Annotated in this window: 22 protein-coding genes; 18 read left to right on the top strand and 4 right to left on the bottom strand. The window is 39.4% G+C overall.

The annotated features are described in order from the left end of the window. Positions 1–9: 9 nt before the first annotated feature. The 9 genes from ACZ43M_RS14770 to ACZ43M_RS14730 all read left to right on the top strand — a co-directional run bounded on the left by ACZ43M_RS14770 (position 10) and on the right by ACZ43M_RS14730 (position 9813). Positions 10–960: a carbohydrate ABC transporter permease gene (locus ACZ43M_RS14770; RefSeq protein ID WP_464503320.1), complete on the top strand. Its 951-nt coding sequence runs from the start codon at positions 10–12 to the stop codon at positions 958–960. Positions 961–970: 10 nt separating this feature from the next. Then, complete coding sequence (locus ACZ43M_RS14765; RefSeq protein WP_464503319.1) at positions 971–1795, top strand: carbohydrate ABC transporter permease; 825 nt, start codon at positions 971–973, stop codon at positions 1793–1795. Between the two features lie 16 nt (positions 1796–1811). Next, a complete protein-coding gene (locus ACZ43M_RS14760) occupies positions 1812–3152 on the top strand; it encodes a family 4 glycosyl hydrolase (RefSeq protein ID WP_464503318.1) in 1341 nt (446 codons plus the stop codon). A gap of 47 nt (positions 3153–3199) precedes the next feature. After that, positions 3200–4141 (top strand): carbohydrate kinase family protein, encoded by a 942-nt coding sequence (locus ACZ43M_RS14755; protein ID WP_464503317.1) that lies wholly within the window; start codon positions 3200–3202, stop codon positions 4139–4141. A gap of 53 nt (positions 4142–4194) precedes the next feature. Next, the gene (locus ACZ43M_RS14750; RefSeq protein ID WP_464503316.1) at positions 4195–4914 is read left to right on the top strand and encodes a GntR family transcriptional regulator; all 720 of its coding nucleotides are present in this window, start codon (positions 4195–4197) and stop codon (positions 4912–4914) included. Positions 4915–5201: 287 nt separating this feature from the next. Next, the gene (locus ACZ43M_RS14745; RefSeq protein WP_464503315.1) at positions 5202–5768 is read left to right on the top strand and encodes a hypothetical protein; all 567 of its coding nucleotides are present in this window, start codon (positions 5202–5204) and stop codon (positions 5766–5768) included. A gap of 223 nt (positions 5769–5991) precedes the next feature. Next, the gene (locus ACZ43M_RS14740) at positions 5992–7662 is read left to right on the top strand and encodes a transposase (RefSeq protein WP_464503314.1); all 1671 of its coding nucleotides are present in this window, start codon (positions 5992–5994) and stop codon (positions 7660–7662) included. A gap of 680 nt (positions 7663–8342) precedes the next feature. Next, positions 8343–9215: a DUF1002 domain-containing protein gene (locus ACZ43M_RS14735; protein ID WP_464503313.1), complete on the top strand. Its 873-nt coding sequence runs from the start codon at positions 8343–8345 to the stop codon at positions 9213–9215. A 169-nt stretch (positions 9216–9384) separates the two neighbouring features. After that, positions 9385–9813 (top strand): hypothetical protein, encoded by a 429-nt coding sequence (locus ACZ43M_RS14730; RefSeq protein WP_464503312.1) that lies wholly within the window; start codon positions 9385–9387, stop codon positions 9811–9813. A gap of 91 nt (positions 9814–9904) precedes the next feature. Here ACZ43M_RS14730 and ACZ43M_RS14725 read toward each other — a convergent pair whose 3' ends face one another. After that, positions 9905–10822 carry an LCP family protein gene (locus tag ACZ43M_RS14725; RefSeq protein ID WP_464503311.1) on the bottom strand — a complete coding sequence of 306 codons (918 nt, stop codon included), beginning with the start codon at positions 10820–10822 and terminating at the stop codon, positions 9905–9907. 398 nt (positions 10823–11220) lie between these two features. On the opposite strand from ACZ43M_RS14725, the gene ACZ43M_RS14720 reads away from it, so the two are divergent. From ACZ43M_RS14720 to ACZ43M_RS14690, 7 genes are all read left to right on the top strand, one after another. Continuing rightward, a complete protein-coding gene (locus tag ACZ43M_RS14720) occupies positions 11221–11403 on the top strand; it encodes a hypothetical protein (protein WP_464503310.1) in 183 nt (60 codons plus the stop codon). 298 nt (positions 11404–11701) lie between these two features. After that, positions 11702–13027 (top strand): DedA family protein, encoded by a 1326-nt coding sequence (locus tag ACZ43M_RS14715; protein WP_464503309.1) that lies wholly within the window; start codon positions 11702–11704, stop codon positions 13025–13027. Then, positions 13024–13614, top strand: coding sequence for a DedA family protein (locus ACZ43M_RS14710; RefSeq protein WP_464503308.1), 591 nt, complete (start codon positions 13024–13026; stop codon positions 13612–13614). Before ACZ43M_RS14715 ends, ACZ43M_RS14710 begins: the two co-directional genes overlap by 4 nt. A 181-nt stretch (positions 13615–13795) precedes the next feature. Continuing rightward, positions 13796–14968: an MGDG synthase family glycosyltransferase gene (locus ACZ43M_RS14705; protein ID WP_464503307.1), complete on the top strand. Its 1173-nt coding sequence runs from the start codon at positions 13796–13798 to the stop codon at positions 14966–14968. 53 nt (positions 14969–15021) lie between these two features. Further along, positions 15022–15720: a polysaccharide deacetylase family protein gene (locus ACZ43M_RS14700; protein WP_464503306.1), complete on the top strand. Its 699-nt coding sequence runs from the start codon at positions 15022–15024 to the stop codon at positions 15718–15720. 39 nt (positions 15721–15759) lie between these two features. Next, entirely contained in the window at positions 15760–15939 is a 180-nt protein-coding gene (locus ACZ43M_RS14695) for a hypothetical protein (protein WP_464508123.1), read from the top strand. After that, positions 15930–16625, top strand: a complete 696-nt coding sequence (locus ACZ43M_RS14690) for a DUF6044 family protein (protein ID WP_464503305.1) — start codon at positions 15930–15932, stop codon at positions 16623–16625. Before ACZ43M_RS14695 ends, ACZ43M_RS14690 begins: the two co-directional genes overlap by 10 nt. 52 nt (positions 16626–16677) lie before the next feature. On the opposite strand, the gene ACZ43M_RS14685 is transcribed toward ACZ43M_RS14690, so the two are convergent. Continuing rightward, positions 16678–17265: an undecaprenyl-diphosphatase gene (locus ACZ43M_RS14685; protein ID WP_464503304.1), complete on the bottom strand. Its 588-nt coding sequence runs from the start codon at positions 17263–17265 to the stop codon at positions 16678–16680. A 166-nt stretch (positions 17266–17431) separates the two neighbouring features. Between ACZ43M_RS14685 and ACZ43M_RS14680 the strand changes: the two genes are divergently transcribed. Further along, positions 17432–18145, top strand: coding sequence for a response regulator transcription factor (locus tag ACZ43M_RS14680; RefSeq protein ID WP_464503303.1), 714 nt, complete (start codon positions 17432–17434; stop codon positions 18143–18145). Further along, the gene (locus ACZ43M_RS14675; RefSeq protein ID WP_464503302.1) at positions 18123–19481 is read left to right on the top strand and encodes a sensor histidine kinase; all 1359 of its coding nucleotides are present in this window, start codon (positions 18123–18125) and stop codon (positions 19479–19481) included. Before ACZ43M_RS14680 ends, ACZ43M_RS14675 begins: the two co-directional genes overlap by 23 nt. A 98-nt stretch (positions 19482–19579) precedes the next feature. Here ACZ43M_RS14675 and ACZ43M_RS14670 read toward each other — a convergent pair whose 3' ends face one another. Together ACZ43M_RS14670 and ACZ43M_RS14665 are read right to left on the bottom strand one after the other, a co-directional pair. Then, the gene (locus tag ACZ43M_RS14670; protein WP_464508029.1) at positions 19580–20212 is read right to left on the bottom strand and encodes a DedA family protein; all 633 of its coding nucleotides are present in this window, start codon (positions 20210–20212) and stop codon (positions 19580–19582) included. A gap of 136 nt (positions 20213–20348) precedes the next feature. Further along, on the bottom strand, positions 20349–21371 hold the full coding sequence (locus ACZ43M_RS14665; protein ID WP_464503301.1) for a LysM peptidoglycan-binding domain-containing protein: 1023 nt from the start codon (positions 21369–21371) through the stop codon (positions 20349–20351). Between the last annotated feature and the right edge of the window lie 224 nt (positions 21372–21595).

Genomic DNA, 21595 nt, shown 5'->3' with positions numbered 1-21595 from the left:
GGGACAGCGATGTCATCAATTCCTGAAACAACAGTAACTGATACATCTATAGAGGTTAAGGAAAAGAAAAGTAAGAAATCATCCCAAATTAAGAATCAGAACCGCTTTGTTTTCTTTTCTTTAACACCGATTATGATTGTTTTCTTAGTTTTCTCTGCCATCCCAATCGTTTGGGGATTGGTTTTGTCCTTTTATCAATATAATCCACTGCAGGAAAGTTCTCCGTTTATCGGATTAGAGAATTATATGAATCTCTTAAAAGACGATGTCTTTACAAAGTCTTTTTGGAATACCTTTAAATTTGTCATTATTGCGGTTCCTGCCAATATCATTTTTACGTTAATGATTGCAATCGGGATCAATCGAATCAGAAGTAAGCTGTTTCGTAATCTATTTAGAACTGTTTACTTTCTGCCTTGTATTGCTCCTTTAGCGGGTTCAGCAGTGGTATGGTCGACGATGTTTAATAAAGATACAGGCCTTTTCAATGTCATGCTAAATGCTTTGCACATGCCTGGTGTCGATTGGCTCACGGATCCATCGATCGCCATGTACTCGATTATTGCGATGACCCTCTGGGCGGATATGGGCTTTAATATCGTTCTATTTATGGCAGGGTTAGATTCTATTCCGAAAATGTTTTATGAGGCAGCGGAATTGGATGGCGCCAATCGCTGGAAAATCTTTTGGAATATTACGGTTCCACTGTTGAGCAGAACTACTCTTTTTGTCACGATTATGACTTGTCTTTCCTATTTCCAAATGTTCCCTCAGTTCCAAATTTTAACGAACGGTGAACCTCAGAATGAAACGCGTGTCCTAGCTTTAGGTATCTATGATCACGCTTTTACTTATATGAATATGGGGTACGCATCAGCCATCGCAACAGTGCTGTTTGTCATCATCCTGATTATCACGATTATTCAGTTGAAATTAGGAAAATCACAGTGGGAATATTAGGGGGCGCATTATGAAGAAGAAACTGGATATTCCATATATTATTTTGTTTGTGGCTGTTTTTATTGGTGCTGTCATCATGTTTATCCCATACCTTTGGATGGTTCTGTCTTCCTTGAAAGGGAATCATGAAATTCTTTCGGGACAAACCAATATTTTTCCTAAAGAAATTTCACTAGAAGGCTACAAGACGGTGTTAAATGATGCACCTTTCTTAAGATGGCTGGTTAATAGTTTAATATCTTCTACAGTTATCACAGTGTCCACATTGTTTACAAGTGCACTTGCGGGCTATATTTTTGCAAAATTCAAATTTAGAGGGCAGAAGTTTTCCTTCTTATTAATATTGGCCACCATGATGGTTCCCTTTCAGGTCATTATGATTCCCCGATATTTAATCGTTTCTGATTTAGGGTTAATAAATAATATACTAGCCCTGATTATTCCAAACGTTATCAGCGGTTTTGGTATTTTCCTAGCAAAGCAATTTATTGAGTCCATTCCCAATGATTTAATTGAAGCGGCAAGGATTGACGGGGCTGGGGAATTCAGGACATTTTGGAGCTTGATACTGCCGCAAATTAAGCCAGCCTTGTCTGCTGTCGGTATTTTTACTTTCATGGCTGCCTGGAATGATTATTTATGGCCATTAATTGTCCTAAACGATTTGGAAAAAATGACTGTTCCGCTGGCCTTGGTCTTCTTTAATGGACAACATGTTGTGAACTATAACGTGGTCATGTCTGCCGGTGTGTTAATCATGATTCCGGTTGTCATTGTATTTCTACTGTTCCAGCGCCAATTCATTAAAGGTATGACGATGACTGGGATGAAATAAGACAGGAAGTGAAGAAATGAAGAAAAGAAAAATTGTGCTGATTGGTGCCGGCAGTTCTGTTTTTACCCAAGGCTTAATTGCCGATTTCATTAATTCTCGGGACACGTTCCCGTCTCTGGAAATCGGGCTAGTGGATATTGATGAAGCAGCATTGGATTCTATTACAAAGCTTGTCAAAAAAATGGTTTCTGCTAAAGGGGCGGAAATCGAGATCCATGCTTCAACGAATCGCAAGGATTTGCTCCCCGGTGCAGATGTGGTGGTAACCACCATCGCGGTAGGCGGAAGAAGAGCTTGGGAGGCGGATGTCTTTATCCCCCGAAAATATGGCATCTATCAACCGGTGGGGGACACCACCATGCCTGGAGGGATTTCCCGGGCGCAAAGAATGATTCCCGTCATGCTCGAGATTGCCAAGGATGTTAAAGAATTATGCCCGAATGCTCTTTTCTTTAACTATTCGAATCCGATGACCGCGATCTGTGCGGCCATCCATAAGCAGCTAGATATGAATGTAATCGGGCTCTGCCATGGCGTTATCCATGTAGAGCACTACTTGGCCAGATTCTTGGGCAGGGAATTGTCGGATCTTAAATCCCTTGGTGTGGGGTTAAACCATTTAACCTTTCTATATGATATCAGGGTGAATGGTGAAGACGCAAAGCCATTGCTGCTGGAAGAATTTCATCGGCAAGTAAAGGGTAAAGCCACAAAAAGTGGCAACCCGCATTACAGTGACAACCCGTTTTCTTGGTCATTTTTTGAAAGGTTTGGCTTATTTCCGGCCGTTTTGGACCGGCACGTCGTTGAATTCTTTCCTGAGCGGTTTAGCAGCGGTGATTATTATGGAAAGAAACTGGGTGTGGATGCCATCTCTTTTGAAAATGTGATCGCAGATGGAGACCAGGTTTATGAAGCCATGCATGAAATCGCTGCCGGAAAAAGAAATATAAATGAGCATCTGTTTGAGCGGTCAGAGGGGGAGCATGAGCAGCTTGTTGACATTTTACATTCGCTGTATCGTGATGAAAGAAAAGTCTTTTCTGTTAATTTACCCAATAATGGGGCCATTCCGAACCTCCCCAAACATGCAGTGCTAGAGCTTCCTGCTGTTGCTGCTGCCAGTGGTTTTAAACCGCTATTTTTGGCAGACTTCCCTGAGATAGGAGCATCTTTTATTAGAAAGAGGCTGAATGTTGTTGATTTAACGGTAGAGGCAGCACTTACAGGAGAATTTTCACTATTTGTGGAGGCGCTGCTAGCTGATGGTTCCATCAGAACCGAGGATGCAGCAAAAAAGCTGGCAAAGGAATTGTTGGACGCGCATCAAGATTATCTGCCGCAATATTTTAACTAGACTCATCAATTTTCATCCTTAATAAAAAATAATAGGAGAATCGGCTTATGGAGAAAAACATTTTTATTTTAGGAGAATTGAATGTAGATTTAATTTTCTCAGGGGAAAATATCACTCCAGAATGGAATAGGGAAAAGTTGGTCGATCATTTTGAACAGGTATTAGGTTCATCCTCGGCGATAACGGCATGTGTCTTAGCGGGGCTTGGTCACCAGGTCTATTTTGTTGGGGTGGTAGGAGATGATCCATTCGGTCATTTTTGTATCGAACAACTGAGGGATAAAGGGGTTCATACCGATTATATAACTGTCGATCCTGGATTAAAAACCGGAGTCACTCTGTCGTTAACAACCCCAAAGGACCGAGCATTGATCACATACATGGGTGCCATTTCAAAATTGACGAAGGAGTATTTGCCGGAAAATTTATATGATATGGCCGATCACATTCATTTTGGTTCATATTATCTACAGGAAGATGCCAGACTGCAATGGAAGGAAATTTTTGCAGAGGCTCACAAACATCAGGTCAGTACATCCTTTGACACTGGTTGGGATCCAAACAATCAATGGTATCGAGAAGATTTATTGGAATTACTGGAGTTTACCGATTTATTTATTCCGAGTGAAGAAGAATTATTTAGCATTTTAAATATTGATAATATAACTGATGTACCGACCTGTCTGCCCGAAAAGCGTGGAACGGTAGCCATAAAAAGAGGGAAAAATGGTTCGGTTTTATTTGGTCATAATGCCGACTTCATAAGTGCTGAAGGATATAAAGTAAACCCAATCGATACGACCGGTGCTGGTGACTCATTTAATGCGGGATTAATATCAGGCTTTTTACAAAACAAACGTGGAGAAGAGCTTCTTAGGTTTGCCAATGCTTGTGGTGCATTAGCCACGTTAAGAATCGGCGGCGCGAGTTATGTTCCTTCTTTGAAAGAGGTTGTTCAGTTTCAAAATAGCCATACAGAAGTGGTTTAGTATTTAAAAAAATATTACTGGTAGTAACAAAGATACCATATAAGGAGTAAGCCATGTTCACGATTGATTCACGGATTCCCTTATACTATCAATTGATGGATACAATCATTGAAAAAATCAATTCTGGTGAGTTTAAGGAAAATAATCAGCTTCCGTCCGAACGAGAATTATGTCACTCCTATCAGGTCAGCCGTACGACCGTAAGGCAAACCATGCAGGAGTTGGAAAAGGAAGGGTATATTTATAAAGTTCATGGTAAGGGGACTTATGTTACACCAAAAACACATCGTCAAAGTCTGCTGAAATTTTATAGTTTTTCAGAGGAGATGAAGAAAGCGGGTAAACAACCGTCTACACAAGTTGTTTCTTTTGAAAAAATTCATGGTGATAAAAAAATTGCCAAAGTCATGTATTTAGATGTAGAAGATGAATTTTATAAAATTATTCGTGTTAGGCTTGCAGACGATGATCCCATGTTATACGAAACCTCTTATATTCCAGTGAAATATTTTCCAAACCTTACGCGTGAAGAATTGGAGCAAACCCCAATGTACGAGATATTTCGCTCCAAGTATAACATGAATATTTCAAGTGCCCTGGAAAGTTTTAAAGCGGTTAGCGCAAACAAGGTGGAAGCAGATATGTTAAATATCATAGAGGATTCACCATGCCTGATGTTGGAACGTGTCGCGTATGACCAAGCTGCGGTGATTGAATACACCACTTCCATTGCAAGGGGCGATAAATTTACTTATACAGTCGAACTAAAATAGATTTTCCAAAACATCTGCCCACAAAATGCGGCAGATGTTTTCTTATTTGTCTTGAATGGATTTTCTGGCAGGCTAATAGGACTTTTTGATTAAAATGAGTGAATGATGTAGATTTTTGAAGTAAGTGGCAGGATTTTTGGCTTTTATCAGGGAATATATACTATAAAAAAGAGTCATCCGAATTTTTTGACAAATTACGAGAGAAGTTTTCGAAAGTACATGCAGGTAGAAAGAGACAAGTGCAAGGTGGTTCATCTATTAATCTAAGTTCGAAAGAAGGTAGACGAATGATTGAAAATTTCTTTGCTAATTATAAAAAGTTTATCGTTGTACCGGAAGATGAAAAGAGTGTTGTTAATGAAGCATTTGATCCTAATAAGTTTGCGGCCTATTATATACTAACACTGTCTATTTTTGATTCTCGCTTAACGACCTGGAAAGATGCAAGTAAATATGAAATCGATGTTGAAAAAAGTATCGGAACCGTTCTAATGGATTTCAATCAAAAGCAGCGTGGAAACTATCATCTGCAATTATTGGAATTGGATCAGTCTTCAAACTATATGATCCTGGCTCTTTCTTCTAAAACAAAATTTGATTCCGATGAAGAAAAAGACCGTATATCCTTCATCGTTGATAACATCTTAACCAATCCACTTTATATCGGGCAAAACTGGTTCAACCTCATCGGTCATAAAGGGCGAGTGGCTCGAAAACTCTTTAACTGCTCCTTTAAGGAATATGTCGCGGAGGAGAAAACCGAATCAAAATGGGATGAAAACGTTAGTGAATTAATCCCCAAAACTGGAGAGTTAAAGCTGGTTAACAGTTCTCCTAAAAGAGAAGTTCTATAGAATATCGGATTCTAATTGATGACCAGTGATATATAGGCGGAGATTTTCCGGTTAAATTCAGAATGGAGCTCGTTTCGGGGTGAATAAGGGGAGGATTGAGACCGTCGATTAACTCACGACAAATACCTTTTTCACATACTTTTCTAAATTCTATTATTTTATTATCACTCCACTCCATATGTACGATAAAATTAAGATATATCTTATGTATGGAGTGATTGTGATGGCGCACATTCAATATAAAACATTTGGCCAGTTAACCTTATCAGATTATGAAGTCTTCGCTTCAGTTCCTCCCCATCCTTTCTGGAGCCGAGTGGAACAAGTGGTTGACTTTTCCTTTGCAGATGAACTCTGTGCGCCCTTATATTCCTCAAATGGGCAACGTCCTTTTGCCCCTTCATTAAAATTAAAGATTCATTTTGCTCAACGCTATCACAATTACTCTGATCGTGAAATGGAAGAGGCCATCCTTTATCGTATGGATTTAAAACGTTTTTTCGGAGTACCTGTAGCTTTTAACGGATTCGATCATAGTACCTTGGGGCTCGACCGAGACCGCATGGGTTCTGACCTTTTTGATGCGTGCCATCATCATATTCTTTCCCAGGCTTTGGCGAAAGGGCTATGGGGGAAAGAAGATGACCGTTGGCTTATCGATTCTTTTCATACCTACGCCAACATTGCCAAGGTGGGGGCATACCGTTTAATCCAGCAAGGGATCCTTCAACTTATCCAACACATCAAACGTACATATCCGAAGTTATATACCCATCTTTTACAGGACTGTCCCCTCAAAAGCTTCCTGAAACGGCTATCAGATCGAACAACTGAAAAGGATCGATTGGTATTATTTAGCCGCCTGGCGGTGGAAGCCTACAGCCTATTACATTGGCTAGAAAGTGAAAGGGTACACCCCTTATTTTGGACATGGAAAAAAGCGGAGCAGCAGCTTCGTTGTTTGGAGCTTCAAGCGACCCTCTATCAAATTTTACAAGAGAACACGAAACCGATGGTTTCAAATAAACCTGAAGGTACTGGACAGGAACCACTCCACTACCAAGAATTATCGAAAAAAGAAAAACCACAAGACCGTATCCGAAGTGCCTATGATCCAGAAATCCGGAGTGGACACAAAACGAAATCAAAGAAGTTTACCGGAGATAAAATCCAAGTCTTGGAGTCAAGGGAGCACGGATTAATCTTAAATGCGGAACCCATTCCAGGCAACGAATGGGATGGGGACCGTCTTGTCCCGATGGTGGAGGAAATGATTAATCGCCATGGTGTGGCACCGAAACATGTCATCGGTGACACGGCTTATGGTACAGGTGAAAATCGCCAGAAAATAACAGAGATGCAGATCTTACTGAGCGCCCCCATACAAAGAAGTACAAATCCAACGGGATTGTTGGAAAACGATTGGTTTGTCTATGACACTGAATTGGATGAAGTCACTTGTCCGCTGGGGAACTCGACTTCTAAAAAAGTACGAAATAACAAGGCGCAAGGGTATCAATTTAAATTCGGAGAAGCGTGTAAACCCTGCCCGTTGTTTCAACAATGTACGACGAATAAAGACGGCCGGTCTATCTTTATCAGTGATTATTATGAACTCATGGAACAAGCGAAGTCCTTTAACCAAACCGAAGCTGGAAAGCATGCATTAAGGGCCAGGTATGATGTGGAAAGGACGAATCATGAAGCTGCCAACCATCATGGACTCAGGAAGCCAAGAACACGAGGAAGGGAACCATTAAGGATTGCGTCCAAATTGACGGCCATGGTCATCAATTTAAAAATTATGGTAAAGAAATTAGCCGAACCCATCAAGCCCTTTTACCGTTACAAAAAATGCGAAAATCGGGTGATGGCCCCCGTCTGCCCAAATTAGGGAAATTAGGAAAAACAGAAGGCCTTGGAACGCGAAAAGACCAAAAAAATCATGAAAGATTGTGAAAAAACTCAATAAAATTCACAAAGTATGTGAAATAGGGCTTAGAAGGCGACTAAACTACAACTTAATCGACGGTCTCGGATTTCCGGTTATGCAAAGGAAAATCCCCCCTTTTCATGTTTTTTGAGCCAATAGGCGGAATCTCTCCGTCTAATTTTGCTATTTTCAGTGCTATTTCCAAAATAAGAGGAATTTCTCCGCCTATTTTCAAGCCCAGTGATTAATAACCTGCTCCCCAATCCATAAGTGTGGACCCTCACGGAACTCGTTATCTTTACAGGATCCTCTTTTCAATCAGTATGGTTTTTAGATGATGCTACGGCAGTTTTTTTCTTTACAAAAAGAATACACTAACATGTACTTGCAATACTGTCGTCATATTTTTTAAGAGTTTTTGTGATTTAACGAAAGGTTGTAACATTTTTATCTAGCATGAAAGAATCTTAACGGAATCAGCATAAATGTTATCTTTTCTTATCATGAAATCAGAAGCCTCCAGTGTTATGATAATGCAAAGCCACATTTTCAGGAGTTGTTTTTTATAAAATAATGCTCTTATGAAAAAGCGGCATTCACTTCCCAGCGAAGCTACAAATGGGAAAAAGGAGGTCTTTTTTTTGAAACCGAATTTAAAGGCAATGTTTCTTGCTATAGCGATGCTTTTTTCTATTCCTTCGCTTTGTTTTGCAGATGCATCAGAAGGAGATGTCATTGTGACACTAGGTGAAAACCTTTCAGCACAGCAAAAAACTGATATGTTGAAAGAATTAGGGGTACCGGAAACGGTACAGAGTATTACTGTATCCAATCAAGAAGAGCATGAATATTTAGGAGAATATATACCAAAGGCACAAATAGGGAACAAAGCGATTTCGTCAGCAAGTATCACAATTGACGCGAAGGATTCCGGCTTAAAGGTTGAAAGTAACAATATAACCTGGGTGACGGATGACATGTACATTAATGCGTTGATGACAGCAGGAGTAAAGGATGCTACCATCAAGATTACCGCACCCTATTCTGTATCAGGTACAGCGGCTTTGACAGGAATCATGAAAGCCTATGAAACAACAACGAACCAACAAATTCCTGAAGAAGTAAAACAAGCGGCGAATGAAGAAATGGTGAAAACCGCACAGCTTGGTGATTCCATTGGAGGTGACAAAGCCGCTGCTCTGATGGGAAAAGTCAAAGATGAAATTGCCCAAAAGGATCCAAAAACAGAGGCTGACATCCGGGAAATCATTCAACAAGCGGCCACCGAGCTTGGAATTACGTTAACAAATGAAGAGTTAGATACGTTAGTAGATTTCTTCAACAAACTGAAGGGTATGGACATTGACTGGAACGGGGTAAAGAACCAGGTTAGTGAAACAGCAGAAAAAGTGAACACTTTCTTGCATTCAGATGAAGGGCAGTCATTTTTACAAAAACTGCAGGATTTCTTCAATCGTGCCATTGACGAGATTCGTGCCTTTACTGCCAAATAGATATGGTGATCTTTTGAATACCTCAGGGAAATGATGGGCTGGCGGCCCATCATTTTTTTGCTTGGAATAGAAAAACGGAAAGGGCCAAATGTTCTGACATAGGTATAAAGCAGGATTTACTTTGTTGTTGCTTTTCTTAAAAATAATGAGAGGAAGGGGGGATCGTTAGTTGCTTTATATATGGGATATTGAAGAGATTATAAAAAATACTTTAGAAGAGTACAAATTGGATATTAATTATGAAATAAACAATACATTACCTGCACCGATGAGTTATAACGTTTCGACCAATACGATTAAGTTTAACTATCTGCAAATCAATGGATACATAGCGAATATCAACTTTAAAATTAACCAGAGTGATGAAGACTGTGTTAAGCTCATTCTTTATCATCAGCTCGGCTATTATTTGGATTTTAAGAAAAACAAACATAGTTTAAGGACCTTACTGTATGGCGGGGAGGAAGAAAAAGCGGAGCTCCTAGCTCAAATTGAAGAGAATGCCTGGGAATTTGGCAGAACTCTGGTACCGGAGAAACTAGTAGATTCATATGATACAGTTCGTGGAATAGATAAAATGCTGATAAAAAACTATTAGAACCAGAGTGCTTCTTCTGGTGGTCATTGCAGAAAAACTTTTGCCCGCTAAGACCAATGTCTTGGCGGGCATTTTTTCGGGATTAGCGGAATTATTCTTGTGTTTGTGCCGTTCCTTGTCCTTCTATAAAAGTAGAAAGTGCCTCTTTATTTTGAGCAAAGTCTACTTCTAAGACTTCACCAAGCCCTTCATACCGTTTGTTTTCAAAACTGCCATCCTCGGGGATGCGTAATGTTTCTACAGTACTGCTTTTATTGGTGAGAAGATCTTTTCCAACACTCATAAGGGTGGAACTATCGATATCGGTATCTAAGTATTTATTTAATAGACCTACTAGTTCTGGAAGTTTGATAATGCTTTCTGGACCAAGTGCTTCTTCTTTTAATTTGGAAATGACTTCTTGCTGACGTTGGATTCGTCCGAAATCACTTAACCGGTCGTGACGGAACCGGACATATCCCAATAGTTCTTTCCCATGAAGCTTTTGCTTACCTTCATTGATTGTCATTCCAATGCCATAGGACATCTCATAGGGAACGTCGACTTCCATTCCGTTTGGAACTAGGACATCGATTGCTTTTTCAAACCCTTGAAAATCAACAATGGCATAGTAATGTATATCCAGATCGAAATTCTCTTTGATGGTTTGCCTCAGTAATTCAGGTCCACCAAAAGAATAAGCAGCATTTAGTTTTTGCTGGCCATGGTCTGGGACAGTAACAAGCATATCACGCATTAACGAAACCAGTTTAAATGCATTATTTTGCGGATCATAATGGGCAATCATAATCGTGTCCGTTCGCGCTTGTTTTTCTCCCCGCGAATCACTTCCTAATAAAAGGACATTTATTGGTTCTAGCTTATTTTTTGTTTTTGCACCTTTAAAAGTATGTTTTCCTTCTACTTTTTTAAGCGGCTCGTTAAGCACTTTGACTTTTCCTTCTATGTATTGAACTATCGTATAAATACCAACCACAAAGATACCTGATAGAATAAGAGCCCCAAACACTCTACCCCACCTAATTCTTTTCTTTTTCTTCCGTGACAATTTAAGCACCGCCTATTATGTGAAACTTCGTAAACTATTATCTTTATAAAATCGATTTTTTACAACCCCATGAGTAGTCATTATCACATAATTAGGTTTCATGTTTTTAACTATCAGGTTACATTTAGTTGAATTTTGATGGTTATTACTTAAAAAACGACAAAAATCAAATAAATTGTCATACTGGATTATTTTTTAGGGATAACAGGAAATCTAATGGTTAATTTGGGAATTCTATTCGGGTTATTGTGGAATAAACAGAGGTGATTTTAGGGTAATCCTTACTCTCCTGGAGAAAATAAATGTAAGACATGGGAATTTATACAATAGTTAGGGTGAATGGCATATGGGGAATCGGAATGAGTAGGGTACTAAGAACCCAGACACAGCGTATAAGAGAAAAGCAACGATTCACCGCGAAAGAAAAGGCGATGAAAGCACCGGTGAAAATGCTGATCCCAATGGTGCTTTTTATCTTTCCAACATTGTTTATTGTTCTAATTGGTCCTGTAATTGTTAACTTAGTAACTCGATTTTTATAACTGCATTTTGTCTTGCTGGAAAATATATGATGGTTTGGAAAGGCTTCTGCACTGCCTTTCTTTTTTCTGCATCAGGACTATGGAAATTACGGTGAAAGGCCTGACTTCATTTCTAAGTCAGGCCTTTCACGTTTGATTTTTTGGAAATTACTTAAGCTATTCCTAAACAATCCTTTGCGTTCCCTTAATAAACCATTAAGAATTGATTAAGAAGGCTTATTAATTTATTCCAAGTGATATCCTAATGGTGAGGCCGATATACATTGTAGGCCTCTTTTAAAAAAATGGGGGCATTTATATGTCATTCTTACTATCATTATTTGAACAACATAGTTATCTCATATTATTCATCGGGATTTTCTTAGAACTCATGGCCCTTCCTATTTCGGGTGAGTTTTTAATGAGCTATACTGGATACTTTGTTTATCAGGGTAAAATGAATTACCTCCTAGCGCTCTTGATTGTTTTTCTTTCAGGAGGTGCGGGAATTACGATAACCTATTGGATTGGGAAAGCAGGAGGATATAAACTGATCGAGAAATACGGAAAGTTTATTCACATGGGACCTGAAAGGTATAAAAAAACGTCCGCTTGGTTTGAGCGGTCCGGCAGCAAATTGCTAATTTTTGCTTATTTCATCCCAGGCATTAGACATTTCACGGGTTATATTTCTGGCAGTTCTAGGATGCCTTTCCGGAAATTTATCATCCCTGCGTATTCAGGGGCTTTTTTATGGGGCGTTTGTTTTATTACTTTGGGGAAAGTATTAGGTCCAAAATGGGAGAGTTTCCATCATGCTGCTAGTAAATATTTTATCGTCTTCATTATTGTTATCGCCATCGTTTTAATTGGCTATTTTGCTTTCCGTTATTATAAAGTTCAAATCAAATCATTTATTGTCCATTTTTTAAATGCTTTAATGCTAAAACTAAAAACCCTTCGTGCAACGGAGGTAATTCTCATTGTCCTCACGCTGCTATTAGTTGGTTTGGTTACATTGATGCTGAGTATGGCACAGGATTATTTGGCTGATGAGTTTACTCAGTTTAATGAAGTGACGAAATACTTAATTCATTCTGTTGTTGATATGAGTTGGATGACCGTGTTTATCGTATTTCAAACCAAGATCGCATTTGGTTCGATCCTAGCAGTAACCATGATCAAAGTTTGGAGCAATCGCCGAAACAGAGGTCTTGAATATTTGTTGCTTGGAGTCATATTAGCAGGTGCCAAACCCTTTCATGATACCGTTTTGAAGGCATTTGCTTATCTTCAATCCACGGGATTTGTCGGGAAATTTCATTCAGCCAATTTTCCTGATTTTCATGCTACAGTTTTGATCATTATTTATGGAACCTGCTTATTTTTGCTAATTCGTCATACTAAAAAGCATTTCGCCATTATCTTTGGCCCAATATTTGTCATCATCCTATTAATTGGCTTAGCCCTTGTAAATATTGAATCAAACACTGTACTTCCAAGTGATGTTGTTGGAGGTTACGTCTATGGCGGTGTTTGGATATTCTTCAACTTCCTTTTGTTTGAAATGATCAGACTTGGAAAGAACCTCGGGAACCAAGGGGACGGTTCCCGTGGCGTTCTTGTGAGTAAGGAGGAGTTATGAATACTGATACTCTTTTGCACTATCTTAATATGTATGGCTATCTGGTGATTTTTCTGTTTTTATTTTGTGGGATCGTGGGTATTCCTGCACCGGAGGAATCTTTGTTATTCTTGATTGGTGTATTGGTTGACGAGCGCAGTCTGGCGTTTATTCCGGCCTGCTTGTCGGCGTTTTTTGGAGCTTTTATCGGCATGCTGTCAGCCTATTTTGTAGGAAAATATATAGGCAGTCCTTTTATCCTAAAATACGGGAAATATGTTGGCATTACAGAAGAACGCTGGGAAAAGGTAAATAATAAATATTTAAAAAATGTCCGTAAAACGATTATATTCGGTTTTTACATGCCTGGTATCCGGCAAATCAGTCCCTACTTTGCAGGGATGAACAAAATTTCACTTTTGGACTTCCTCCTTTCATCTTTTGTAGGAATAGTTTTATGGACAATACCGTTTATTTTAGCCGGTTATTATGCTGGAGGTGCCTTTCACCTTAATCCAAAGTATATTCCCTATTTTGGACTGGTCTTTTTCCTAGTATTCTTACTTTTTGTGTTGGTGAATTTTATTAAAAAAAGAAAAGCTTTATGAAAAGAGCTGCACCCAATAAAAACTTGGTGCAGCTTTTTTCTTATTTCCTCTCCGAACCTAAAAATATCCTGTCACTTTCATTAAAAATTGATGAAAATAAAAGGTTTAAAAAAATTAGGTGTTAGATTAATAGGGTAGTAATCACGTCATAGTTTCCTACAGAACAGGAGATGAAATGAAGATGAAGAGGATTTTGTTCTTACCATTCTTGCAAATGCGCTCAGGGCATCATCAAGTTGCTGAGGCAGTAATGGATATTGTGAAACAGCAATTAAATGGAATCATCATGAAAAAAGTGGATCTATTAAGCTATGCAAATCCACAGCTTGAGAAAATGATTACGACCGGGTATTTAAAGTGGATTCGCTATGCACCAGAAACCTATGACCTTGCATATAAGAAATTTTTCTACGCGCCATCAGCTAATGACCATTCCTTTAAATGGTATCATTATTTCCTTTTGAAAAAGATGGAGAAGCTGTTAATGGAAGAGAAGCCTGATCTCATTGTTTGTACACATGGTTTTCCATCCTACCTTCTCAGTCAGTTAAAAAGAAAGAGAAGATGTGATATTCCGGTCGCGAATGTATACACGGATTTCTTTATCAACAATGTTTGGGGGAAAGATGACATAGACTATCACTTCCTTCCAAGCCAGGACGTAAAACAAGACTTTAGTAAAAAGTACAGAATACCTGAACATAGGATGTTCGTTACTGGTATTGCAGTCCATCAGGAAATCACCAAAAGCACTAAGCAGAAAAATCAAGGGGGCAGGCCAAAATTATTAATCTCAGGTGGAAATAATGGTTTGGGAGGGATTGTCAAGCTCTTGGAAAGATCGAAGCCATGCTCCCCATTTGATTTCTTCGTCCTTTGCGGAAACAATCAGAAACTATATGATGAAATCCAATCATGGAATGCGGATCATATCAAACCCCTCCCATACATTTCATCCAGAGCTGAAATGAATCAATTGTATGAAAAGATGGATGCCATAGTGACAAAACCAGGCGGCGTCACGATTAGTGAAGTGCTGCAAAAAAGGCTACCTGTTTTTGTTCAATCCGTTCTCCCAGGACAAGAAGAAATCAACCTGCGGTATTTAACCAAAAAAGGCTTGGTTTTTCAGCTTAATCCAAAAAACTCATTTGAACTGGAAATGCTGAGTATTTTAAACGACCCTATAAAAATGAATCAATGGGAACACTCTATCGATGCTTATCAACAGGGAATTGAGGTCGAAGGGCCCACCAGAATCGCAGAAATCGTGAACGGAATTCTTGAACAAAAATCTCATGTTCCTGCAAGTCAGGGTGAACAGTCGAAAGTTTACCGGCTGGCTAGAGCATAGATTTGTATGAGGAAGAATGTCCGTGAAAAAAGTAAATGAGGTGAGTAAAGAGTATGATTTACATTTTTTCTGCTATCATCTTGTTCATTTTATTATACACCGTTATCCCCTATATTCTTTCACGGGGTTTAGGGATGAAGGTATTTAAAAGAGGGAGTGAGTCAGCTAAGATTGCTTTTTCCTTTGATGACGGCCCGGACCCGATGTACACCCCCATTCTGCTTGATTTATTGAAGCAAAATGAAGTGAAGGCGACCTTTTTTGTGGTCGGCGCTAAAGCGGAAAAGCATCCTGGAATCATCCGGCGAATGCACCAAGAGGGCCATTTAATTGGGATCCATAATTTTGTTCATCATTCGAACTGGTTTATGTCCCCATGGAAAGTTCGCAAGGGGCTAGAAGATACTGCGAAAATTATTGAACATATCACTGGGGTCAGACCTATTTATTATCGTCCGCCATGGGGAATGCTCAATCTTTTTGATTTTGTCAAAAGAAGTAAATACAAGATTATTCTTTGGTCGATTATGGCCGAGGATTGGCGAACCTCTGGCGGCAGTGAAAAGATTAAAAACCGTCTATGTAATATAAAAGGCGGGGACGTCATCCTGCTGCATGACTGCGGCGATACACCGGGGGCAAAGCTGGATGCTCCTAGAAATACGATAGATGCGTTAAAGGATGTTTTAAAAACAGTGAAAACAAAGGGATTCACCTGTGTCACTGTGGATGAATTAGTAAAGGAATTATAGACACTAACCGTAAAATCAGAAAGTAAGGGAGTTATTCTTATGATAGGGCCAATCTTAACCATCGTTGTTCCGTGTTACAACGAAGAAGAGGTTTTGCCGGAAACTGCAAAGCAATTATCAGCGGTTTCAGGAATAAGCTATTTATCTGGCTGCACCTTGCTAACTTTCTGCTATCAGCCTGGTATGCCTTCTGGTGGTATGACGGCTAGGTGCCATTGAAGCAAAAAATCAGTATTTTAAGTACGTTTAATTTTTCTCGCTATCAATATTTGCGTCCGATGATTATATATGTTTTATTTGCACTATCACTGCAAATTCTATGGAACTATCATAAAAAATGGCGCATCGCAGCGGTTGTTTTTTCCCTGTTGCAGTTGGGTGTTTTGATACCTTCAAACGAACAAATCTGGTATCAACATGACCCTTCATTCGGAGAGTTTTACGCAGTCAAAGAATTCGAGGATATTAAGAAGTTTATTGGCAGGCCAGTACAGGATTACCGGGTCACAAGCATCGGCATGCATCCAGCAATTGCCCAGTATAATGGGCTGTTTACGTTGGATACGTACAATAACTTTTACCCGTTGTCCTATAAACATCAATTTCGGAAAATCATTGCGCCGGAGCTGGCGAAAAATAAATCGTTGGAAGGCTACTTTCATCAATGGGGCGGCCGTTGTTATTTCTTTGTTAATGAATTAGGGAAAAACTATCTATTTTCTAAACATTCCTCGAAGGTCATCCATTACTTGGATTTAAATACTAAAGAATTTAAAGAGATGGGAGGAGAATATCTCCTATCAGCTGTTCCGATACAAAATGCAAAGGACAATCAGCTCCAATTGCAAAAACTTTTTCATTCAAAGGATGCTTATTATAAAATTTACCTGTACAAGGTGATATAAAAGGAGAACACAAAAACACTGGCTATGCTGCAGCCAGTGTTTTTGGTATGAATTATAGATTTTTGCTGTTTTGCCCTGCAGAGGTTTTCGGAACAAGCGGGATTCGGTTATATAGGTTTATAATACCATTGGCAATTGGCTCAAGATTTGGGCTCAGCTTGTATACAATGGTACTAATAATTAACGATACGATGATGCTGCCTAAGATATCAAATGGATAATGATGCCCGACATAAATCCGGGAAAAACCTGTTAAGATGGCAAACAAGAGCATCCCGATTCCTATTTTTCGATGAACAAAAAGGACGGATAGGGCCAGAGCGAAGGCCCCGGTAGTATGGTCACTAGGAAACGAGGCGTCTGCTGCATGTTCAACTAATAAATTGACATGATGGGTAACAAACGGACGGTGTTCAAAATAGAGATGCCCAATGACGAAGTTTATGAACAATCCTAGGACACCGGTAATACCAGCGTAAACGACCGTTCTCTTATACTGATCATTTCCAAAAAACCAAATGAGAAGCAAAACAATGGCAAAGATGATCAACGCGTAGTTCGTGACGCTAGCCATCAAACTATCTAAAAAAGGATGATGACCTGCTAAATGATTAATGGACTTAAATAAATTGTAATTCATTATTATCTCCTTATATGAAAGTACTTTTGACCCTAGACGGGTACCTTAACTATAAAAGAGAAACCTAAACAGGCTATGAAAAAAACATTAAGATTCCATTAAAAAAAGAATTGATTTCATTTTAATGGTAGAGTGATTGTATGAAGATCCTGCGGGGGGAATATAGTTGAAAACTCATATATTAGTGGTAGAAGACGAATTTCAAATTGCCCGTGTCTTAAAGATGGAGCTAGAATATGAAGGATACAAAGTGACAGTCGAGCATAATGGAAAGGACGGACTGGAAACGGCCTTACATTCGGACATCGACTTAATCCTTTTGGATGTCATGCTGCCTAAATTAAGCGGTATCGAGGTGTTAAGGAGAATAAGAAAGGAAAAAGAAGACATTCCTGTGATTCTTCTAACTGCTCGAAATACCACTTTTGATAAGGTTGCCGGGCTTGATCAAGGTGCGAATGACTACGTGACCAAACCATTTGAAATTGAAGAATTATTAGCCAGAATTCGTTCCTGTCTCCGCCATTATTCGAAAATTGGTGAGGTCGGGGATGGTTCCACTCTTTCTATAGAAGATATTGTCATTAACAGTGATACCCGCGAGGTTACAAGAGCCGGTATTTCCATTACCTTAACGCCCAAGGAATATGACCTATTGGTGTATTTAATTTTGAATAAAAATAAAGTGGTAACAAGAGAAAATATCCTTCTCAACGTTTGGGGCTACGATTATCAGGGCGAAACGAATGTTATTGACGTGTTCATCCGGCACTTACGTAAAAAAATAGAAGAGGACTTTTCTTCTCCCTTGATTACGACAGTAAGAGGCATCGGCTATACCATTAAGGAGAAAACGGATGAGGATCACACAAAAAATTAATTTGTTAACAACGGCCTGGATGCTCCTAATATTAATATTGATTAATATCGTCGTGTTTATTTTATTTATGAAATCAACCGTTAATATGGAAGAAGATTTGGCGATTCAAAAGGCTAGCGACATCATCCAAAACATTCGTAACAATGATCAGCCTGTAGAAATCGAAAGGGTATTAAAAAATAATTTAACCGCTCATTCTTATATTCGTCTCATAAAGCATGATGGACAGGTCCTTTATGAGGTAACAAACGAAACGGAACTATCCAAGAAAGTCAACGGGAAATTTGTTAATAAGCAAGAAGCTGAGAGACGGACATTAAGGATAGAAGAAAAGGAAAAGCAAGTGCTCATTGTTCGGGTGCCCATAAAAGATATTCCACAGCTAAATGGAAGTATGGAGCTGGGAGAAGAACTAGAAGGCCTGGAAACGAGGAAAGATATCCTTGTGTGGATTCTTGGAGTCAGCACGCTTTTAGCCGTTCTATTGTCATTACTTAGCGGCAGATGGCTGTCGAATATTATTATGCGGCCAATTTCGAACATGATCAATACGATGGAAGACATTGAAAAAAGTGGTGTTCCGAAGAAAATCAATATTCATAATGAAACAAAGGATGAACTTCAAACATTAGCCAATACGTTTAACCGGATGATTGATCGGTTAGAGGAAAATTTTGAAAAGCAATCTCAGTTTGTATCGGATGCCTCTCATGAATTGAAGACACCGTTAACGGTTATTAAGAGTTATGCCAATTTATTAAGACGGCACGGGCTTGAAGATAAAGAGATGGTAGAGGAAGCCATCCAAGCGATTCACTTAGAGGCTACCAGGATTCAAAAAATGACCGAAACCTTTTTGGAGGTGGCATCCTTAGAGAGAGAAATGGAATTGGAAATGAGTTGTGTCAATCTCGTTTCGTTATGTCAATACATTTTAAAACAGATGAAAGATGTGTATAAACGTGAGGTTCATCTTCACTTCGAGGAACCATCAGTATTGATTAATGGGGATGAATTAAAGATTAAGCAGGTGATTATTATCCTGCTCGATAATGCGATTAAATATAGTCATGATAAAATTGATGTTTTCCTAGAAAAAAGAAATCACCATGCGATTATTCGAGTAAAAGATTATGGAATCGGTATACCCCCGGAAGAAATAGAGAATATTTTTGAACGGTTTTACCGTGTGGACAAAGCAAGAAGCCGGGAAACCGGAGGCTCCGGTTTGGGCCTTCATATTGCTCAACGGATTATGAAGTTGCACAAAGGGGAAATCAGCATCAAAAGTAAAGAAGGAGCTGGGACTGAGGTAGAGGTAGTTCTGCCTTCCTAGTTTGATTGAGTGAAAAAAATAGCGTTATTCCTTGATGGAATAACGCTATTTTTTATTACACGGCTGACAATAGGGAATTGGCCCTAAATGTTTTTGGGTTAAAATTTATTTTTTATCAATGTAAAAACAACAGGCAGCAGCGAAACTACGGCGATTCCTAGAACTACAATACTGAAATTATCCTTTACAACTGGTATATTCCCAAAGAAAAAGCCAGCAAACAGGGCAATGCTAACCCAAAGAATCCCACCGATGGCGTTAAATGATATAAACTTTCTGTATGGCATCGACCCCACTCCAGCCACAAAAGGCGCAAAGGTCCTGATAATCGGAACGAACCTCGCAAGGATAATGGTAGTAGAACCGTGTCTATTAAAGAACTCAGTTGTCCTGTCCAGATATTCCTTCTTTATGAAACGAATGCTTTCCCGCCTAGCAACTTTGTCCCGTAAATAGTGCCCAATGGCGTAATTGACTGTATCACCGGAAATCGCAGCAAGGCAAAAGATAAGGTGAATCGGGAGTAATTGAATTGAACCCGCTGCAGCTAAGGCCCCGGTTGCAAATATGAGAGAGTCTCCCGGTAGAAAAGGCATAACGACAAGGCCTGTTTCACAAAAAACAATGATAAACAGGATAAGATAAATAAGCACTCCATACTGATTCATATAAAGACTCAAGTGCTGATCGAGATGTAAAAATATATCCATCAAACCGCTCACTATAAAGATCCCCTAATATTAAATTTCATGTTACTACTTCTAATCTAGCCCTTTAAGATAAACTTTATCTTAAATAAATATGAATATATGATTAATTTTTTCGACGCCAAAGGGTCAAGGGCCAGGCCCCCAACTCGCAAAAGCTTTAACTAGATGGGTGACTGACCCTAATTTTCAAGGTTTGACCTACATAAATTGAATCACTAGGTAAATGGTTTTCCTCTTTTATGGCGGTGACCGATGTGTTATATCGATTGGCAATTGCCCATAGAGAATCTCCTGCTGCCACCGTATAGGTGAAGGAGGATCCTGCTGGTGCTGTACTTGTAACAGTTGGAGCAGGCAATTTTAAAATCTGACCAATATAAAGATTGTCTGTTGTCAAATTGTTCATTTCTTCTATTATATTTACGGTTGTTTTGTAGTGATTGGCCAGTGAGTACAATGTATCACCGGAAACAACTGTATGCGATTGGTAGCTGGGAACTGCTGACGCTGGTTCTGCAGGATCCTGTGTTACAGCTACTTTCGTTGGCAAGGTGGTCGTGTAGCTGTTCCAAACTTCTTTGTTCTCCTGGCCGATACTCCAATTTCCAACACCTCGCAGGTTATATTTGGCCACCAGTAAAAGCTTCTGCCTAATCGATTCTTCATTTTCGTACCAAACAGTATAAGTGCCGGCCCCCAGGGTAGTTCCGCTTACCACAGGTTTCGGGTCTCCTGCTTTTATGGTAATGACCGCTTTTGGTGTTTTGCTCACTTCATCAAAAATGACACTTCCATTATATTGCTTTATTAATTGCTCCACCTGCCAGTTAGGGATGCCAAAGCCCCCATAGGTTTGGCCCTGAATCCAGAAGCGGCCATATTGAGCAATGCCAATAACAATTTTATCAGCGGCAACCTTTTGATTAAGAGCATATTGGACTGATTTATCGACCCAAGGTTGGCTGGCAACAGGGCCAGCTTCTCCTCCAGGAAAACTTTCGTCATATGTCATAATCATTAAATAATCGGCATACTTGGCCAAGCTGTTGTAATCATATGAGCCATGCCAGCCTGTGGTCCAGCCATTAGGATTGGCTGCAACCGCAACCGATACTTCCTTCCACGCTGGAATCTTTTCCCGTAATAACCGAACGAACTCAGTATAGTTGGCTCGATCCATATTTGAATCGTTTTTGGTGCAATCATTCCATCTGATACCGTCAAAGTGACATTTGCGTTCGCTTCAGTTGACCCGGAGATGGATAAGTTTGATTGGTTGGCAGCGGTAATGGCACCAATCGAGTTTATAATTGGAGCTACAGGAGCGATTGTATCAGTAGCAGCTGCAGTGGTACCTGTCGGGATGGACAGTTTTTGGCCAAGATAAATCTCATCGCTTGCTAA

Source organism: Neobacillus sp. B24, assembly GCF_055381825.1.
This window is presented reverse-complemented; position numbering and strand designations above follow the sequence as displayed.

Excerpts from the sequence above, each read along its gene's own strand:
- ACZ43M_RS14770 (WP_464503320.1), top strand. The coding sequence starts at position 10 with ATGTCATCAATTCCTGAAACAACAGTAACTGATACATCTATAGAGGTT.
- ACZ43M_RS14765 (WP_464503319.1), top strand. The coding sequence starts at position 971 with ATGAAGAAGAAACTGGATATTCCATATATTATTTTGTTTGTGGCTGTT.
- ACZ43M_RS14760 (WP_464503318.1), top strand. The coding sequence starts at position 1,812 with ATGAAGAAAAGAAAAATTGTGCTGATTGGTGCCGGCAGTTCTGTTTTT.
- ACZ43M_RS14755 (WP_464503317.1), top strand. The coding sequence starts at position 3,200 with ATGGAGAAAAACATTTTTATTTTAGGAGAATTGAATGTAGATTTAATT.
- ACZ43M_RS14750 (WP_464503316.1), top strand. The coding sequence starts at position 4,195 with ATGTTCACGATTGATTCACGGATTCCCTTATACTATCAATTGATGGAT.
- ACZ43M_RS14745 (WP_464503315.1), top strand. The coding sequence starts at position 5,202 with ATGATTGAAAATTTCTTTGCTAATTATAAAAAGTTTATCGTTGTACCG.
- ACZ43M_RS14740 (WP_464503314.1), top strand. The coding sequence starts at position 5,992 with ATGGCGCACATTCAATATAAAACATTTGGCCAGTTAACCTTATCAGAT.
- ACZ43M_RS14720 (WP_464503310.1), top strand. The coding sequence starts at position 11,221 with ATGAGTAGGGTACTAAGAACCCAGACACAGCGTATAAGAGAAAAGCAA.
- ACZ43M_RS14715 (WP_464503309.1), top strand. The coding sequence starts at position 11,702 with ATGTCATTCTTACTATCATTATTTGAACAACATAGTTATCTCATATTA.
- ACZ43M_RS14710 (WP_464503308.1), top strand. The coding sequence starts at position 13,024 with ATGAATACTGATACTCTTTTGCACTATCTTAATATGTATGGCTATCTG.
- ACZ43M_RS14705 (WP_464503307.1), top strand. The coding sequence starts at position 13,796 with ATGAAGAGGATTTTGTTCTTACCATTCTTGCAAATGCGCTCAGGGCAT.
- ACZ43M_RS14700 (WP_464503306.1), top strand. The coding sequence starts at position 15,022 with ATGATTTACATTTTTTCTGCTATCATCTTGTTCATTTTATTATACACC.
- ACZ43M_RS14695 (WP_464508123.1), top strand. The coding sequence starts at position 15,760 with ATGATAGGGCCAATCTTAACCATCGTTGTTCCGTGTTACAACGAAGAA.
- ACZ43M_RS14685 (WP_464503304.1), bottom strand. The coding sequence starts at position 17,265 with ATGAATTACAATTTATTTAAGTCCATTAATCATTTAGCAGGTCATCAT.
- ACZ43M_RS14675 (WP_464503302.1), top strand. The coding sequence starts at position 18,123 with ATGAGGATCACACAAAAAATTAATTTGTTAACAACGGCCTGGATGCTC.
- ACZ43M_RS14665 (WP_464503301.1), bottom strand. The coding sequence starts at position 21,371 with ATGGATCGAGCCAACTATACTGAGTTCGTTCGGTTATTACGGGAAAAG.